Below are 15,441 nucleotides of genomic sequence, written 5' to 3' on the forward strand. Positions count from 1 at the left end.
CATGAAGCGGATGATGGCCTGCGGGGCGATGCTGCTGTCACTGACGGGATGTTTCCGGATGAGCGTGCGCTCCGGCGCGCCGCGCGCGGGCGGCGTGGAGGAGCAGACCGGCGTGAGCCTGGCGTACGGCCTGACGACGACCAACGTGGCGGCGGCGGAGTGCCCGAATGGCCTGTCCCGGGTGGACGTGTACTGGCCCGTCTGGGGCCCCGTCGTGTACTTCTTCACCTTCGGCATCGTCGCGCCGCTGCGCGCCGAGTACGTGTGCGCGGAGGGCCGCGGCGGCGCGGCCCCGTACTCCGAGGAGACGCCCGCCGGGGACGTGCCGCCGTCCCATCCGCCGCTCTGAGCCGCCGGGCGCCGTGAAAAAGGACGAGGCGGCGGGGAGGGCTCCCACGCCGCCTCGAAGTCACTTCATGCGCATGCCACCGGGTGGCGGTGCCTGACGGGCACCGCCGCCGGGGCGGGCGTCAGGCGCCCTTCTGCGGAGGCAGAGCCACCGCGGCGCTCTGCCCCCGGAGGGCGGAGCGCAGCAGGAAGAAGGTGAGGCCGCCGAAGAAGAGCAGGCCCCAGAGGTTGGACCAGAGGGGGTGTGCCAGCTCGCTCTCGCCCACCGTGTTGAGGAAGCCGCCCAGGGCGCCCTGGTGGCCCAGCGCGGCCGGCAGGTTGAGGGCGCGGGTGCCGGCGCCGTCGGTGGCAATCTCCAGGAAGGCGATGAGCACGCCGGCGATGGAGCCACCGGCGATGTAGCCGGAGGACAGCAGGGTGCCCGGGGAGAACTCGGACTCGGCCGCCGAGCCGCCGCGCACGCGGTCCACCAGGTAGCGCACCATGCCGCCCACGAAGAGCGGGGCGCTGCTGCTGATGGGCAGGTACACGCCGACGGCGAAGGGCAGGGCGGACACGCCGCACAGCTCCAGCATCAGCGCGATGAAGACGCCCAGGAGCACCAGGTCCCACGGCAGCCGCTGGGTGAGGATGCCGTCGATGATGAGCGCGAAGAGCTGCGCCTTGGGGGCGGAGTAGCGGGTGAGGGCCTGGCCCTCGTACACGCTGACGCGGCCGCCGATGCCCGGGTCCACCACGTATTGAATCGTGCCGGCCTCGTCGACGAGGTACTTGCCCGCGGGCACCGGCGTGTCCGCGCCGCGCACGAAGCCTTCCTTGTACGTGCGCTGGGGGCCCGCCGTGACGGCGCCCAGGTCCGCCACCTTCACCTGCGCCCCGCTCTGCGGGCTCAGCGTCACGCCGGCCACGTCCTGCGCCGTCACCTCGCGCCAGCTGCGCAGCTCCAGCGCGCCGTCCGGCTGCGTGTTCAGCTCGTAGCCCTGTGCCCAGACGGCCTTGCGCAGCGCCGCCGCGTCCAGGCCGCGCGACGCCAGCGCCTCGCGGGACACCTGCCAGGGGAAGGTGTACTGGGAGCGCGTCTCCTGCGTCATCTCGGAGAGCTGCACGCCCGGGTGCGGCTCGGGGATGGTGACGGTGGCGCCGCGGTTGAGCGTCACCAGCACCAGGCCGATGAACATGGCGCTGGTCAGCACGCCGACGAACAGGGCCACCTGCTGCTTGCGGGGCGTGCCGCCCACGAGGAAGGCCGTCTTGAGGTCCTGCGCGGTGGTGCCGCCGTTGGACGCGGCGATGCCGACGATGGCCGCCGTGGTGAGCGCCATGAAGCGGTCCTCGGAGGACGTCCACCCCAGCAGCAGGTACACGAGGCAGGTGACGAGCAGCGTGGCCACCACCATGCCGGAGATGGGGTTGGACGAGCTGCCAATCTCACCCGTGATTCGCGCGCTCACCGTCACGAAGAAGAAGCCGAAGATGATGATGAGGATGGCGGAGATGAAGTTGACCTCCAGCGGCGGCGCCAGCCAGATGGCCAGCACCAGCAGCAGGCTGCCCACGAGCACCACGGTGATGGGCAGGTCCTGCTCGGTGCGCAGCTGCACCAGCGCGGCGCCCTGGTTGCGCGAGGCCCGGAGCGTCGCCACGCTGCGCTGGAAGGCGCCGATGATGGTGGGCATGGAGCGGATGAGGCTGATGAGGCCGCCCGTGGCCACCGCGCCCGCGCCGATGTAGAGCACGTACGCGTTGCGAATCTGGTCCGGCGACATGTCCCGGATGAGCTGCCCGTTGTGCACCAGCAACGGCGTGTCCAGCCCGCTGCCGAAGAAGGAGATGGCGGGGATGAGGATGAGGTAGCTCAGCACGCCACCGGCGAAGGTGATGGACGCCACGCGCGGGCCGATGATGTAGCCCACGCCCAGCAGCTCCGGGCTCACCTCGGTGGACAGCGTGGCGCTCTTCAGGCCCTTGAGGGGCGTGCTCAGCACCTCGCGGAACAGCTTCATGCCCGAGTAGGCGAACTTGTAGATGCCGCCCACCAGGAAGCCGATGATGACCGTGCGCGCGTTGGTGCCGCCCTGCTCGCCGACGATGAGCACGTCCGCGCTGGCGGTGCCCTCCGGGTAGGGGAGCCTGCCGTGCTCCTGGACGATGAGGCCCTGGCGCAGCGGAATCATCATCAGCACGCCGAGCACGCCGCCCAGCGCCGCCGTGAGGAAGGCGTGGGTGAGGCTGATGTCGTAGCCCAGCAGGAGCAGCGCGGGGAGCGCCGCCGCCACGCCGAACGCGAGGGACTCGCCGGCCGAGCCCGTCGTCTGGACGATGGTGTTCTCCAGGATGTTGGAGCTGCCCAGCGCCCGGAAGAAGGCGATGGAGAGCACCGCCACCGGAATGGACGCGGACACCGTGAGGCCGACCTTGATGGCCAGGTACACGGAAGACGCCGCGAACACGATGCCCAGGACCGAGCCGAGCAGCAGCCCGCGAAGGGTCATCTCCAGGGGCGACTTGTCCGCGGGGATGTACGGGCGATGGGTGTGGGCGGAGTGCGTCTCCGCGACAGGGACGCGGTCGTCGACGACCGGCGGGTTTCCGTGGGCCAAGCGTGCGGCTCCTTCACGATGGGAACGGCGCCCTTCTAGCAGGGAGCCGAGCCCTCGTGAAACAGCGCGCTCAAATGACAAGCGCCTCCGCCCGGGTGGGGCGGAGGCGCTGGAGAAGGGGCCGGAAGACCGGGCTGCCGACCCGCCGCGTCAGGCGCGGCCTACTGCTGCATGGCGGCGGCGGCCTCGGGGTCCACCTCGGCCATCAGCGCGGCCAGCTCGGACTTGAGCTTGTCCTTGGCGCGAATCTCCAGCTGGCGGGCGCGCTCGCGGGAGAAGCCGAAGTGCTCACCCAGCTCCTTGAGCGTCATCGGCCGCTCGTTCATGACCCGCTGCTCGATGATGAAGCGCTCGCGAGGATCCAACCGCATCAGCGCGGTGCGGACGCGGGCGTTGATGAGGCCCGCCTCCTCCTTGTCCGCGAACTCGTCGTCCTGCGGCGCGGCGGCGCTCACCACGAAGTCCACGTGGCTGTTGCCGCCGTCCTCGCCCATGGGCGCGTCCAGGGACAGGTCACGCCCGCCCATGCGCTGCTCCATCTCACGCACCTCGCCGGGCTTCACGTGCAGGCGGCGGGCGATGTCATCCACGTTGACGATGGCGTCGCCGCTGCCGAACTTCTCCAGCTCGCGGCGCGTGCGGGCCAGGCTGAAGAACAGCTTGCGCTGCGCCTGCGTGGTCCCGAGCTTCACCAGGCTCCAGCTCTTGAGGATGTAGTTCTGGATGTACGCGCGAATCCACCACACCGCGTAGGAGATGAGGCGGATGCCCTTGTCCGGGTCGAACTTCTGCACGGCCTTCATCAGGCCGATGTTCCCCTCCTGGATGAGGTCGGACATCTTGATGCCGTAGGAGCGGTACTCGTACGCCACCTTCACGACGAAGCGCAGGTTGGACGTCACCAGGCGGTGGCCCGCGGCCAGGTCCCCCTTGATGAAGCGCCGCGCCAGCTCCTGCTCCTCCTCCACCGTGAGGAGGGAGTAGTGGTTGATCTCCGAGAGGTACATCGCGAGAGAGCCGGAGTTGGACGACTGCTCGGTGGAAGCCTGCATGGATGGTGTCTCCCGACGGGGGCCTCACTCTGGGGAGGCCTGGAAAAAAGTGTTCGGACCGCCTGACAACTTGACGAGAAGGGCCTTGAGCAACGGCGGTGCCAACTGGCTGTTTTCCGTCTTCCCCAATGTCTGCGGGGGGTTGGCGATGCCTGACCGCGTGTACAAGGCGGGAAAGCTGTAACCGTTACATCTCCCCTGGTGGGAGCCCTCGAAAACCGAGCGGTAGGAAGTTCAGAGCAATCCGCAAGAGGCCTCCCGCGTGTGGCCCGGCCCTGTCTGCCCGGGCGACGGAAAAGGCGTAACGACGCTGCCTGCCAATGACAGGCGCGTTTTGAAAAACGCGACGGGACGCCCGGGGAGGGAGCAGGAGGCCGAGGGGCCTCGGTACTCAGGAGGCGCGGCGTGCGCGCGGCGTGCGGCTCTCGTCGGCGGCGCGACGGGCCTCGTCGGCGACGGCGCGCTTGAGTGTCGCGAGGAGCACGGCCGCCTCGCCCTGCCGCAGGGGGCGGCCGCCGAAGCGGGCCTCCAGATAGCGGCGGGTGATGGGGCTCAGGGCAGGGGAGAGCGGATGGCCCTCGCGCGTGAGCCGCGCATCCAGGTCCTCCAGCGTCTCGCCCTCGGGGCGCTCGAGGCGTGCGGAGGCGAGCTGGGCCTCCACGGCGTCCACGAAGCGCGTGGCCTCATGCGGGCGCTCGCGGTCGAGGAAGCGGGCGAGCACTCGCCAGGCCGCATAGGCCACCATGCCGGCGACCAGCGCGGCGGCCCAGGCGCGCAGCGGGGGCAGGCGGCTCGGCTTCTCCTCTCCGGTCCGGGAGCGCGGCGGGCGGACGAGTGCCCGCGCCACGTCCATCTGGTCCCGGAAGGAGTAGTCGACGACGGCGCTGCGCCAGCCCGCCTCCATCGCCTCGTAGAGGGCAAGCAACCGCTGGAGGACGACGGAGGACTGGCTGGCGCGGTGGGAGGGCGGAGTCGCATCCACGGTGACGAAGCCGCGCCCCGGCACCAGTACGTGCGTCCAGGCATGCGCGTCGCCCGCGCGGACGATGTAGCCACCCGCCACGCGCTCGCCGCCGAAGAAGCCGGTGGCCAGCCGCGCGCGGATGCCCTGCGTGCGCAGCATCAGCGTGAGGGCGGTGGCGAAGTGCTCGCAGTGCCCCGCCTTGCGCTCGAAGAGGAAGTCGGCGAGCGGGTCTTCCACGTCCCCGCTCAGCTCCAGCGTGTATGCGTGCTCCCGTTGCAGCCAGTCGGCCAGCTTCCGCGCGGCGGCCAGCGGCTCGCGCTCGCCGTTCAGCACCCGTGCGGCCGTCTGCCCGACGCGGGCATCTATCGCCTCCGGCAGCGTCAGCAGCGCGTCCTGCTCATCGGCAGGGAGGTCCTCGAACTTGTCGCCGCTGCCGCCGGGCGGCAGGCTGTAGGCCTCGTAGGTGTACGAGGTGGCGGGGTCCAGGAAGCGCACCTCGCCGCCGCCCATCTCCTGCAGGGTGATGCGCCGGCTTCCCGTCTGTGTATGGGCCGCCGCGTTGCCCAGCCTTGCGGGCGACTCCAGCGCCACCGCCGTCCGGGCTCCGTAGGCGGGCAGCAGCTCCATGCGCTGGTGGACGAGGCCCTCGGCGCCGGGGCGCAGCGTCACCATGAAGAGCCTTCCGCGAGGCGGGCGGCCCACGCTCGTCCACTCCTGACCATCGAAGATGTCGTAGGTGCGGCCCAGCCAGTACGCGTCCAGGTACTCCTTCCCGGGGTCCGGGGAGAGGGTGGAGCGCAGGACGATGCGGGGGTTGCCCTTGATGGTGCCCGCGCCGCCCAGCCGCACGGTGTCGGAGAAGCCGGTGGTGGCAGCGCCCAGGCCCGGCGAGGTGCGGGGGCCCATCATGTTCCAGTTGAGACGCGGGAAGAGGATGAAGAAGGCCACCGCGCCGGCCACCGCGAAGAGCAGCCCCTTCGCCAGCGGGCGCATCACCTCGCGCACCGGCATGGGCTCGCCCTCCGGCACCGCCGCCTCCACCACGCCCAGCGCCAGCGACAGGCTGGACAGCACGCTGAAGGCCACCAGGAAGAAGCCGTAGACGAGCTCGCCGGACAGGGCCGCGCCGCCCGCCACCATCAGCAGCCCGGACAGGTGCACCTGTCCGTCGGTGGCCGGCTCGGGCGCGGACAGCAGGCGGTGCGCGGAGATGAGCCCCGCGAAGCCGCACGCCGCCACCACGAGGTTGAGCGCGCCGGCCAGGACGTTCATGCCCAGCACCACCGCCGCCACCAGCAGCAGCAGCGCGGTGAGCTTCGCCCTCCTCGCGAACAGCCGCCACCCGGCGAGCGCGCATACCAGCGCCAGCCCGTACAGCGCGAGCGTCCACGCCGGCAACTGCCCGGACACCGCCATGGAGGCGAAGGCGGCGCCGGAGCCCAGGTCCCTCAGCACCAGCCGCAGCCGCGAGCCCTGCCTCATGCCGCCTCCTCTTCGCCTCGGGGCCCCTCGTGGCCCAGCCACGCCAGGGTCCGGAGGACGCGGCGCTCCTGCGCGCTGCCCGCGGCCGGACGCAGACGGCCGTCCGCCGTGTCCAGCCCCACCTCGTGGCCCTCCTCGATGAGGCGGTGGGCCAGCGCGGCCACCTCCTCGCAGCGGCGCTCCAGCGCGTCGCCCTCGAGCCCGGCCGCCACCGCCAGCACCCAGGTGCGCCGCTCCTCGCGCTCGCGCTCCACGCGCAGCAGCTTCCCCAGGGCGGCGCTCTTCTTCCAGTGGATGCGGCGCGCGTCCTCGCCCTGCATCAGCTCGCGCAGGCCGGACACGTCGCCGGTGCCGTCGTTGCGGCGCGGGTTGCCGGCGTCACCCACCGGGCCGCGCTCCGCCTCGCCCGGGTCCTGGCAGGCATAGCCGCGCCGCGGGTACACGAGCAGCGTGCCCTCCAGCGGGAAGACGCGCGTCTTGGCGAACAGGCCCAGCGGCCACGTCGTCGTCACGCGCACGCCCGTCAGCAGCACCGGGCCCCGCTGGGGCGCGGTGAGGTCCGCCCGCACCACGTGGTCCACGCCCGCGCGCAGGTAGCCCACGCCGCCCTCGCCCGTCAGCGGCGAGTCCGCCTCCGCCAGCGTGAGGGCGAAGCCATGGCCCCGCTTCTTCGAGAGGGCCCAGCGGAAGGCGAAGGGCTCCGCCGCGAAGGCCGCGTCGGTGCCCACGCGCCGCACGGACAAGTCGCGGATGCAGCGCTCGGACAGCACGCCCGACACCACCACCATGCTGAGCAGCAGGCCCAGCAGCAGGTAGAGCAGGTTGTTGCCGGTGTTGAGGGCGCCCAGGCCCACGCCGAACGTCACCACCAGGTACGTGCGGCCGATGCGCGTCACCTTGAGGGTGCGCGGTGGCCGGAGCCGGGCGCGGAGCCAGGCCCACCACGGCTTGCGGCGGAGCTTCACCGGGGCGCCGGGACCTTTCGGGCGATCTCCTCCAGAAGATGCGCCGCCTCGTCCCGCGCCGTCACGCCCTGCACGGCGCTGCGCAGCAGCACGCGGTGCGCCCAGCAGGGCACCAGCACCGCGCGCACGTCGCCCGGCGTCACGAAGTCCCGGGCCTCCCACAGCGCCTGCGCCCGCGCCGCGGCGCCCAGCGCCAGCACCGCGCGGGTGGACGCGCCACGCTCGATGTCGCCGTGCTGGCGGGTGGCCGTGGCCAGCCGCACCACGAACTCCGCCACCGCCGCGTCCAGCTTCAGCTCCGCGGCCAGGGCGCGCAGGGAGGCGACCTCCTCGGGGCCGGATACCCCCTCCACCGCGTCCAGGGCCGGGGCGCCGCCGCGCGTGGCCAGCAGGCGCGCCTCCACCTCGGGGGCGGGGTGGCCCAGCGACATGCGCACCATGAAGCGGTCCAGCTGCGAGTCCGGCAGCGGGTAGGTGCCGGAGAAGTCCACCGGGTTCTGCGTGGCCACCACCGTGAAGGGCGGGGGCAGGGGGTACGTCGCGCCGTCCAGCGACACCTGGCCCTGGGCCATGGCCTCCAGCAGCGCGGACTGGGTGCGCGGCGGGGCGCGGTTCAGCTCATCCGCCAGCACCAGCTGACGGAAGAGGGGACCGGGGCGGAACTGGAAGGTGGCGGACTGCGCGTGGAAGACCTGGGCGCCGAGGATGTCGGCGGGCATCAGGTCCGCGGTGAACTGGACGCGCGAGAAGCTCAAGCCACAGGCCCGGGCCAGGGCCTCGGCGAGTGTCGTCTTGCCCACACCTGGCACGTCCTCCAGGAGGAGGTGCCCTCCGGCAACCACGCACGTCACGACGAGCTGGGCCTGGGCCTCCTTGCCCTGGACCGCGCGACCCAGCTGGGTGGCGATCCGTTCCATCGCCGAGCGCGCGGAGGCAGGAGAGGGGACGGGGGACAGGACGCGGGCAGGCTGATTCATCTGCCGCCACTCTAGCCGAGTCCCTCCGGGGCCGGCACACCCGATCGCCGGGCGTCCCGCCGGGGACGCCTGCCTGCCCACCGGGTGGGAGGACTGCTCACGCCGAGAGGATGTCCTCGGGCGTGTAGTACGCGCGACGCTGGGACGGAGCCGCGCCCACGCCGAAGTACCGGAACATCCGCTCATGGTGCGTGGCGAGTCCGCGCAGCTGCACGGGCCGCTCCACCAGGTTCCTCGTCAACACGCCGACCGCGCTGTCCTTGAACTCCCGCAGGTGCGTGAAGTCCAGCACGACCTCGCGACCGCTCAGCCCTTCCAGGGAGGTACGCACTTCCTGCGCCGTCCTGCCGTCCAGGATGCCTTCCAGACGAAGGGTGACACAACCTGCGACTTCCTCACGGTGGATCTGTAGCCCCGCCATCGCTGTGCTCTCCCAAATAGATGCTGTGTGCACGATGTGCCGTTGAGCTGGGCACTGGGGCTGAGAGCACGCCCCGGGCCACCCCGTGGCCCGGTGGTTCCACGCGTCAGACAACCCGTGGAGTGCTCTCAACCGGGCGCACACACTGCACCTGCCGCCCTGGAAGGTCATCCCCCCCTTGGGCAACTTTCACGCGACTGTCAGGCAACAGGCCTACTGCCTGTTGCCTGGTCATCATCCCTTGCGATCAACCGTCGTCTGCTGATCGAGAAGGGTCAGCTGGCGCTCCTGGTGGGCCTTCAGCTTCCGGAACTCCTTCACGACCTTCGTCGGATAGCCGGCCATGAACTTCTTGCGGACCTCGGGCTTGGCGAGGATGCGCCTGGCCAGCCCGGGGCCGGCGTTGTACGCGACGAGCGCCTTCTCCACGGTGCCGAAGCGCTGGATGAGGTCCGCCAGGTACGCGGTGCCCAGCATGACGTTCGTCTCGGAGTCGAAGAGGTTGCTGGAGCGACCCAGCCGGTAGCCGGACTTGTCCGCCAGGTACTTGCCGGTGTCCGGCATCACCTGCATCAGCCCCATGGCCCCCACCCCGGAGACCGCGTAGTTGTTGAAGCTGCTCTCGCACTTGATGACCGCCACCACCAGCAGCGGGTCCACGTTGTTGCGCCGCGCCTCGCGGACGATGGTCACCGCCAGCCGGCGCTGCTGACGCTCCGGCAGGCCGGAGGCCTTCACCAGCTCGGCCACGCCCAGCCGCTCCGCCTCGCCGTAGTCCGCCTCGTCCTCGTACGCCTGCAGCTTCGCCAGGGCCGACTTCAGCTCGGCCTCACGCGCGGACAGCTGTGCGCGCAGCTCCATCACTTCCGGCGCCTCGCCCTGCGGCCCCTCCGGCACCTGCACCGGAAACGCAAAGGCCCCCGAGCCCACCAGCATCGCCGCCGTCGTCATCGCCACCGTCCAGCCCCGCATCCCGCCCTCCCCGGCGCCCACGCTTCCGCGCCCGCTGAACCTGCAACTCCAACCCAACTCCAACGCGATGGCGGCAAAGCAGGCGGCGTGCCATGCCCCTTTTCCTCCCTGCTCTCCTTAAGAGATCTCCACGCAAGGCGCGGAGGATGGCCCCGCGGGTCGGAAAAAATGCCCGGATGGGGCAGTGCGGTTCCCAACGTGAGGCTGTGAAAAGGACTGGGTTGACCCACCCGGTACCCGTTCCTAGCTTTGCCCGCGCCAGGGGTGTGAGGCGTGGAGGTGTGGCGTGTACTGGACGATGGGAATGATCCTGCTGGTGTTGTGGGCGCTGGGGATGACCGCGGGCTCGACGGAGGGCTACTGGGTCCACCTGCTGCTGCTGTTCTCCTTCGTGGCCTTCCTGTTGGCGGTGGTGTCCCACGGCCGCAGGACGGCGACCTCATGAGCGGAGGCGGCTTGGAAGTCACGGGCCTGGAGCTGCCCCGGGACACCGCGGGCTTCACGCGGCGCGAGTGCCCCAACTGCCAGCGCCCCTTCAAGATGCGGCCGGGCCCGTTCGACGCGCGCGCGGTGCTGCACAAGCTGCAGGCGTTCTACTCCTTCGAGAACGCGCACGAGGGTGAGGAGGGCCTGCCGCTGTGGCGCTGCCCCTACTGCGGCCAGCGGGCGGAGGCGGACTCCTTCCTCACCCCGGCGCAGCAGACCCATCTGGAGTCCGTGGCGCGCGCCTGGGCCAACCACGTGCGCTACGAGCAGATGGCCCATGTCTCGCGCACGCTGTCACTCAACCCCCGGCCCACCTTCGTCGCGGTGGCCCCCGAGGCGCTGCCCGGTCCCATGGACCCGGAGGCGGACGAGCTGCTGCGCACCCTGCCCATGCTGTGCTGCGGGGAGGATTTGAAGGTGCTGTGGGACTGGGACCAGCCCCTCTACTGCCCCTACTGCGGCACGCGCCACGGCGGACTGAGCGGCCGCCAGCAGGTGCAGCTGCGCTTCATCCAGGAGTAGGCGGGCGGCCGGCGGTAGACGCCGGCCCGCCATGACGGCAGGCTGGAGGTCATGACGAGGGCCTCCCCCCGGGTGGTGCTCGCGGCCCTGCTGCTGGTCGCGGGCGCGGCCTCCGCGCACGACGCCGACATCCTTTATTCGCAGGTCCGCCGCACCGCACCGGACGCCTCGAAGGGCGGGCTTCCGTCCGGGAGCCAGGCTTCGAGCCAGGCTTCGGAGGTGCGCCAGGTGCTCACGCTGACGGCGGGCACGCTCGGCCTGCTGCTGCCCGCCGACGCGGATGGTGACGGCACGGTGTCCCAGGCCGACCTGGAGTCGCGCCGCGCCGCGCTCGAGGTGGGCGTGTGGGATGCGCTGCCCCTCACCGCCGGCGGTCAGCCCTGCGCGCGCACCTCGCACTCCGCGCTGTTCCGGCAGACGTACGTGGAGCTGTCCGCCACCTTCACCTGCCCTCCGGGGCCGCTGCGGCAGACGTACACGGTGCTGTCGGTGCTACCCGTGGGGTACCGGGTGATTCTCGGCAGCTCGCTCGACGGAGAGGTGCCCGGCGCGGTGTACGCCGACGCCGCGCAGCCGAGCGTGGCCATCCCCGGGCCGGGGGGCGGCTCACCCATCCGCGGCGTGGGCGCGTGGGTGCTGGAGGGCGTGCGCCACATCTTCGAGGGCGTGGACCACCTGACCTTCCTGCTGGCCGTGCTCCTGGTTGGCGGCGGGTGGAAGCGGGTGCTGCTGCTGGTGTCGTCGTTCACCGTCGCGCACTCCATCACCCTCGGGGCCACGGTGCTCGGCTGGGTGGCGCTGGACGGCGCCCGGGGCCGGTGGGTGGAGGCCGCCATCGCCGCCTCCATCATCTATATGGCGGTGGAGAACCTCGTCCTGCGCGAGCACCGCCACCGCGTCCTCGTCACCTTCCTCTTCGGGCTGATCCACGGCTTCGGCTTCGCGAGCGTGCTCGTCGGCTACGGGCTGGGCGACGCCGTGGTGCCGGCGCTGCTCGGCTTCAACGTCGGCGTGGAGCTGGGGCAGGCAGCGGTGGTGGCGGTGCTGCTGCCGGTGCTGCGCATGGTGCGCCGCCGGCCCGTGCTTCACGTGCGCACCGTCCGCGCCGTGTCGGTGTGCATCCTTGCTGCTGGTGGGTACTGGATGTTCGAGCGGGCACTCGGTTGAATCCGGCCGTGGGCGTCCCTACGTTGCCGGCATAGAGGGTAGGGAACGGGGGACGTCAATGGGTGCGAGGCATACCCGGCTGGCCGCTGCGCTGGCCGCCGCATGGGAGGCGGAGGTCGTCTCCGCTCGGCGGATGACAGCGCTGGCGGAGCGCATCGGAGACGCGCGAGTGAGGGCGCGGCTGATGGTGCTGGCCGCGTTCTGCCGAGCGCACGCCTCGCGCCTGCTGGCCCGGCTGGCGGCGCTGGGGCGGGGGCCGCTGCCCGTCCCGCCGGAAGACATCGAGCTGGACGCGGACACGATTCTCGAGCTGCGTCGCGAGGGCTGCTTCGCCCGCGCCTCCGCCGCCCGCTATGAGACGACGGCCGAGCTGGCCCGCCAGCAGGCGGACCTCTCCTCCGCCTGGGTGTGTGAGCTCAACCGCACCGAGGAGCAGGACCGCGCCCGGGAGCTGCTCGCCCTGGCCGAGGGCGCCCTGGCCGCCGTCATGCACAGCACCTCGTCGGGCGTCGACGCTCCCGCCAGCTCCTGAAGGGTGGCGGGGTAGGGGGCGCCCCAGGCGCCCGCCTGATCCTGAAGGGGGCCTCCATTCCGGGAGGAACCCCGTCGTTTGCTCGCTCTCCCGGTGACAGTCCCCGCGCGTTGGGCGTAGAAACACCGCCCATGGCGAAGGAGACCTACAACGACCTCATCTTCCAACTGGGCGACCTGGCGCGTGACAGGCTGCCTGGCAAGCCCAACTGCCCTCGCTCCATGGACCGTGTCTACCGCGCCGAGGAGGCGGTGGTGACGCGCCGGGACGAGCTGGCGGGGCTCGAGCAGGAGATGAACGACGAGGACGGGGCCTGGCAGGACTTCCAGGCCCAGCAGGCCGAGGAGCGGACCGGGCACCAGGCCATCGTGAAGAAGTGGAAGAAGGCCGTGGACGCCATCGAAGGCAAGGTGAAGGACCTGCGCAAGCTGCTGTCCACCCGCCGCGCCGAGCTGCGCTACGCCCAGGACGGCCTCCTGAAGCTCGAGCAGAAGATCAAGGACATGGAGCTGACGGGCCAGGAGATCGGAAAGATCGACGTGGCCCGCACCAACCTCAAGAAGAACCGGCTCGCGCAGATGCGCCTGGGCCGCGAGGTGGAGGACCTGGAGGTCCGCCTGTCCACCGCCCTCACCCCGCTGCCCGGTCAGCCCGGCGCCGCCGGCATCCTGGCGCACAAGCGCCTGCTGGAGATGGAGGACGAGGAGGAGGCGCGCAAGCTGGATCACGAGCAGCGGATGGCGGAGCTCGACCAGGCAATCGTCACCCACGAGGAACAGGTAAAAGCCGCGGAGGATTATCTCGACCAGGCGCTGTTCCTGCTCGGCGAGGACGTGTACGCGCAGCGCATCCCGGATGCGCAGCTCGCCCCGTTCTACCCGCGGCTTGATCGCGCTCAGTGAGGGCGTACCCCGCCCGGAGTGCTTGACGTGCGGGGCGCGTCTGCTACATTGCGCCGCTTCCTGGCGACCGCGGGGACGCGAGCAGTCCAGGCCATTGATTTTCTTGGGTTTTTCCGCGCCACGCGCGCTGGCAGTGAGGACGACGTGAAGGGTCTGATTGGCAAGAAGGTTGGGATGACCCAGGTGTTCAACGAGGAGGGCAACCTCGTCCCGGTCACCGTTATCGATGTGGGCACCTGCCAGGTGGTGGGCAAGCGCACCCCGGAGAAGGATCAGTACTCCGCGGTGACGCTCGGCTTTGGTGAGATCCGCGAGAAGATCCTCACCCTGCCGGAGCGGGGCTTCTTCAAGAAGGCCAACGTTCCCTACCGCCGCCACCTGAAGGAGTTCCGCGTGACGCCGGAGGAGGCTGCCTCCTTCAACGTTGGCGACGCCCTCAAGGCGGACATGTTCTCCAAGGGCGAGCTCGTGGACGTCACGGGCATCAGCAAGGGCCGCGGCTTCTCCGGCGTCATGCGCCGCTGGAGCTTCAAGGGCTCGCAGACCAAGACGCACGGTACGCACGAGTATCAGCGTCACCCGGGCGCCATCGGTCAGCGTAAGACGCCTGGCCGTACCTACCCGAACAAGAAGATGCCCGGTCACTTCGGCGTGGATCAGATCACCACCCAGAACCTGACCGTCGTCGGCATCGACGTGGAGAAGGGCCTCATCCTCGTGAAGGGCGCCGTCGCCGGCCACAACAACGCCGTCGTCTACGTCCGCCCGAGCATCAAGGCGGCCATGCGCGCGCAGCACAAGGCCGCGCGCGGCTAGTTCGCCCCGAGCGTCCTGAAGTCCAGGCGCTCCTGACGCCCCGCCTCCGGGCCCGACTCGTCGGGCATCCGGGCGGGGCGTCCGCTTTGCGGGGTAGGGCGCCCCAGGCCGTGAGGACCTCCGAGGTGGGGAAGGGTGTGCCCTCTCGTGGGTCCTTTCGTTCCCCATTGCCACGGCCGTGTCACCGCGGGGGCGGGAAACGTTGACCGGTGGGCGCCCGGGAGCAGGCGTGGGTGAAAAGAATTCAGACTCCGCGCCATCGTGGCTTGTCGGTCGTGGCGGCCGTGTGCACATGGATGCGCCACGAAGGGGCCTGATCGTCGGGTGACGCAGGCGCCCGGGATGGGGGAGGCTTCCCATCTCCCGCACACGGCGGCCCACCCCACGGGCCGGGCAGGAACCATGAACGCACGCACGCTCCGCGTCTTTGCTTCGTTGGCCATGTCGCTGGCGGCGCCAGTCGCCGTGGCGCAGGCCGACGATGAGAAGGTCCTCGACAATGTCGTCGTCCGCAACCGGCTGTTCGAGCCCGGAGGGCAGCTGGAGCTGTCCCTGGGCGTCGGCCTGCCGGTGCAGACGCACCTGACGGCGCACTACTTCTTCAACGCGGGCGTCGCCTACAACGTCTTCGACACCTTCGCGATTGAGGCGCGCGCCGGGTACGCGGCCAGCCGCCACACCGGGCTCGCGCGCTCCATCTCCGAGAGCTTCCTGGACCGCGAGGACAAGCGAATCACCGACGAGCTCGAGGACCTCTGGGAGATGAACCTCCACGGCGTGGCCGGCGTCCGGTGGGCTCCCATCTACGGGAAGCTCAGCCTGCTGTCCGACCTGCCGGCCCACTTCCAGGCGTACGTCTGGGCGGGCGGCGGGCTCGGCTCCTTCCAGCGCAACTCCGTCATCCAGTGCAGCCAGGTGGTGGACCGGGAGCTGGGCATCTGTGACGACCGCTCGGTGCCGGAGGACCGGGGCTCCGCCAATCAGGACTTCTGGGTGAAGGAGACGCGGGTGGCCCCGGTGGTGTCCGCCGCGGTGGGCTTCCGCTTCTTCGTCCTGGGCAAGCACGGCGTGCGGCTGGAGCTGCGCGACTGGATGTTCCGCGACGCCTACCGCGTCAACCTGCAGCGCGACGACTGGGAGGCGGGGCTCGAGACGGGGGAGCCCGCGCCGAGCCCCGGCTTCACGCACCTGGTGCAGTTCGACCTTGGCTACACCTTCTCCTTCTAGGTCCTCCT

Annotated in this window: 15 protein-coding genes; 8 read left to right on the forward strand and 7 right to left on the reverse strand. The window is 70.9% G+C overall.

Annotated features, from left to right (window positions below; genetic code table 11):
• The first annotated feature begins 1 nt into the window (after window position 1).
• On the forward strand, window positions 2–349 hold the full coding sequence (locus G4D85_RS46240) for a hypothetical protein (protein WP_240359918.1): 348 nt from the start codon (window positions 2–4) through the stop codon (window positions 347–349).
• A 121-nt stretch (window positions 350–470) separates the two neighbouring features.
• Here the strand turns inward: G4D85_RS46240 and G4D85_RS46245 are convergent, their stop codons facing one another.
• From G4D85_RS46245 to G4D85_RS46275, 7 genes are all read right to left on the reverse strand, one after another.
• Window positions 471–2,948 carry an OPT family oligopeptide transporter gene (locus tag G4D85_RS46245; protein ID WP_164021124.1) on the reverse strand — a complete coding sequence of 826 codons (2,478 nt, stop codon included), beginning with the start codon at window positions 2,946–2,948 and terminating at the stop codon, window positions 471–473.
• Window positions 2,949–3,109: 161 nt separating this feature from the next.
• The gene (locus G4D85_RS46250) at window positions 3,110–4,000 is read right to left on the reverse strand and encodes an RNA polymerase factor sigma-32 (RefSeq protein ID WP_164021126.1); all 891 of its coding nucleotides are present in this window, start codon (window positions 3,998–4,000) and stop codon (window positions 3,110–3,112) included.
• A gap of 391 nt (window positions 4,001–4,391) precedes the next feature.
• Window positions 4,392–6,446 (reverse strand): transglutaminase TgpA family protein, encoded by a 2,055-nt coding sequence (locus G4D85_RS46255; protein ID WP_205526009.1) that lies wholly within the window; start codon window positions 6,444–6,446, stop codon window positions 4,392–4,394.
• The gene (locus tag G4D85_RS46260; RefSeq protein ID WP_164021130.1) at window positions 6,443–7,411 is read right to left on the reverse strand and encodes a DUF58 domain-containing protein; all 969 of its coding nucleotides are present in this window, start codon (window positions 7,409–7,411) and stop codon (window positions 6,443–6,445) included. Before G4D85_RS46260 ends, G4D85_RS46255 begins: the two co-directional genes overlap by 4 nt.
• Entirely contained in the window at window positions 7,408–8,388 is a 981-nt protein-coding gene (locus G4D85_RS46265) for an AAA family ATPase (protein WP_164021131.1), read from the reverse strand. The genes G4D85_RS46260 and G4D85_RS46265 overlap by 4 nt, the downstream gene beginning before the upstream one ends.
• Before the next feature lie 97 nt (window positions 8,389–8,485).
• A complete protein-coding gene (locus G4D85_RS46270) occupies window positions 8,486–8,809 on the reverse strand; it encodes an STAS domain-containing protein (protein WP_164021133.1) in 324 nt (107 codons plus the stop codon).
• A gap of 234 nt (window positions 8,810–9,043) precedes the next feature.
• Entirely contained in the window at window positions 9,044–9,781 is a 738-nt protein-coding gene (locus G4D85_RS46275) for a lytic transglycosylase domain-containing protein (protein WP_164021135.1), read from the reverse strand.
• Window positions 9,782–10,067: 286 nt separating this feature from the next.
• Between G4D85_RS46275 and G4D85_RS46280 the strand changes: the two genes are divergently transcribed.
• The 7 genes from G4D85_RS46280 to G4D85_RS46310 all read left to right on the forward strand — a co-directional run bounded on the left by G4D85_RS46280 (window position 10,068) and on the right by G4D85_RS46310 (window position 15,433).
• Window positions 10,068–10,226, forward strand: coding sequence for a lmo0937 family membrane protein (locus G4D85_RS46280; RefSeq protein WP_164021137.1), 159 nt, complete (start codon window positions 10,068–10,070; stop codon window positions 10,224–10,226).
• A complete protein-coding gene (locus G4D85_RS46285) occupies window positions 10,223–10,789 on the forward strand; it encodes a hypothetical protein (RefSeq protein WP_164021139.1) in 567 nt (188 codons plus the stop codon). The genes G4D85_RS46280 and G4D85_RS46285 overlap by 4 nt, the downstream gene beginning before the upstream one ends.
• Before the next feature lie 51 nt (window positions 10,790–10,840).
• Window positions 10,841–11,956: a HupE/UreJ family protein gene (locus tag G4D85_RS46290; RefSeq protein WP_164021141.1), complete on the forward strand. Its 1,116-nt coding sequence runs from the start codon at window positions 10,841–10,843 to the stop codon at window positions 11,954–11,956.
• Window positions 11,957–12,014: 58 nt separating this feature from the next.
• Window positions 12,015–12,488: a hypothetical protein gene (locus G4D85_RS46295; RefSeq protein WP_164021142.1), complete on the forward strand. Its 474-nt coding sequence runs from the start codon at window positions 12,015–12,017 to the stop codon at window positions 12,486–12,488.
• 131 nt (window positions 12,489–12,619) lie between these two features.
• Window positions 12,620–13,390 (forward strand): hypothetical protein, encoded by a 771-nt coding sequence (locus tag G4D85_RS46300; RefSeq protein WP_164021144.1) that lies wholly within the window; start codon window positions 12,620–12,622, stop codon window positions 13,388–13,390.
• 144 nt (window positions 13,391–13,534) lie between these two features.
• Complete coding sequence (gene rplC, locus G4D85_RS46305) at window positions 13,535–14,206, forward strand: 50S ribosomal protein L3 (protein ID WP_164021146.1); 672 nt, start codon at window positions 13,535–13,537, stop codon at window positions 14,204–14,206.
• A gap of 402 nt (window positions 14,207–14,608) precedes the next feature.
• Window positions 14,609–15,433 carry an outer membrane beta-barrel domain-containing protein gene (locus G4D85_RS46310; RefSeq protein WP_164021148.1) on the forward strand — a complete coding sequence of 275 codons (825 nt, stop codon included), beginning with the start codon at window positions 14,609–14,611 and terminating at the stop codon, window positions 15,431–15,433.
• The last annotated feature ends 8 nt before the right edge of the window (window positions 15,434–15,441 follow it).

The organism is Pyxidicoccus trucidator (assembly GCF_010894435.1).
In the GTDB taxonomy this organism is placed as follows: domain Bacteria; phylum Myxococcota; class Myxococcia; order Myxococcales; family Myxococcaceae; genus Myxococcus; species Myxococcus trucidator.

Bases quoted from the DNA above. Each gene is read 5' to 3' on its own strand.
- G4D85_RS46275 (WP_164021135.1), bottom strand. From the start codon at position 9,781: ATGCGGGGCTGGACGGTGGCGATGACGACGGCGGCGATGCTGGTGGGC.
- G4D85_RS46250 (WP_164021126.1), bottom strand. From the start codon at position 4,000: ATGCAGGCTTCCACCGAGCAGTCGTCCAACTCCGGCTCTCTCGCGATG.
- G4D85_RS46290 (WP_164021141.1), top strand. From the start codon at position 10,841: ATGACGAGGGCCTCCCCCCGGGTGGTGCTCGCGGCCCTGCTGCTGGTC.
- G4D85_RS46270 (WP_164021133.1), bottom strand. From the start codon at position 8,809: ATGGCGGGGCTACAGATCCACCGTGAGGAAGTCGCAGGTTGTGTCACC.
- G4D85_RS46300 (WP_164021144.1), top strand. From the start codon at position 12,620: ATGGCGAAGGAGACCTACAACGACCTCATCTTCCAACTGGGCGACCTG.
- G4D85_RS46295 (WP_164021142.1), top strand. From the start codon at position 12,015: ATGGGTGCGAGGCATACCCGGCTGGCCGCTGCGCTGGCCGCCGCATGG.
- G4D85_RS46310 (WP_164021148.1), top strand. From the start codon at position 14,609: ATGAACGCACGCACGCTCCGCGTCTTTGCTTCGTTGGCCATGTCGCTG.
- G4D85_RS46265 (WP_164021131.1), bottom strand. From the start codon at position 8,388: ATGAATCAGCCTGCCCGCGTCCTGTCCCCCGTCCCCTCTCCTGCCTCC.
- G4D85_RS46285 (WP_164021139.1), top strand. From the start codon at position 10,223: ATGAGCGGAGGCGGCTTGGAAGTCACGGGCCTGGAGCTGCCCCGGGAC.
- G4D85_RS46240 (WP_240359918.1), top strand. From the start codon at position 2: ATGAAGCGGATGATGGCCTGCGGGGCGATGCTGCTGTCACTGACGGGA.
- G4D85_RS46255 (WP_205526009.1), bottom strand. From the start codon at position 6,446: ATGAGGCAGGGCTCGCGGCTGCGGCTGGTGCTGAGGGACCTGGGCTCC.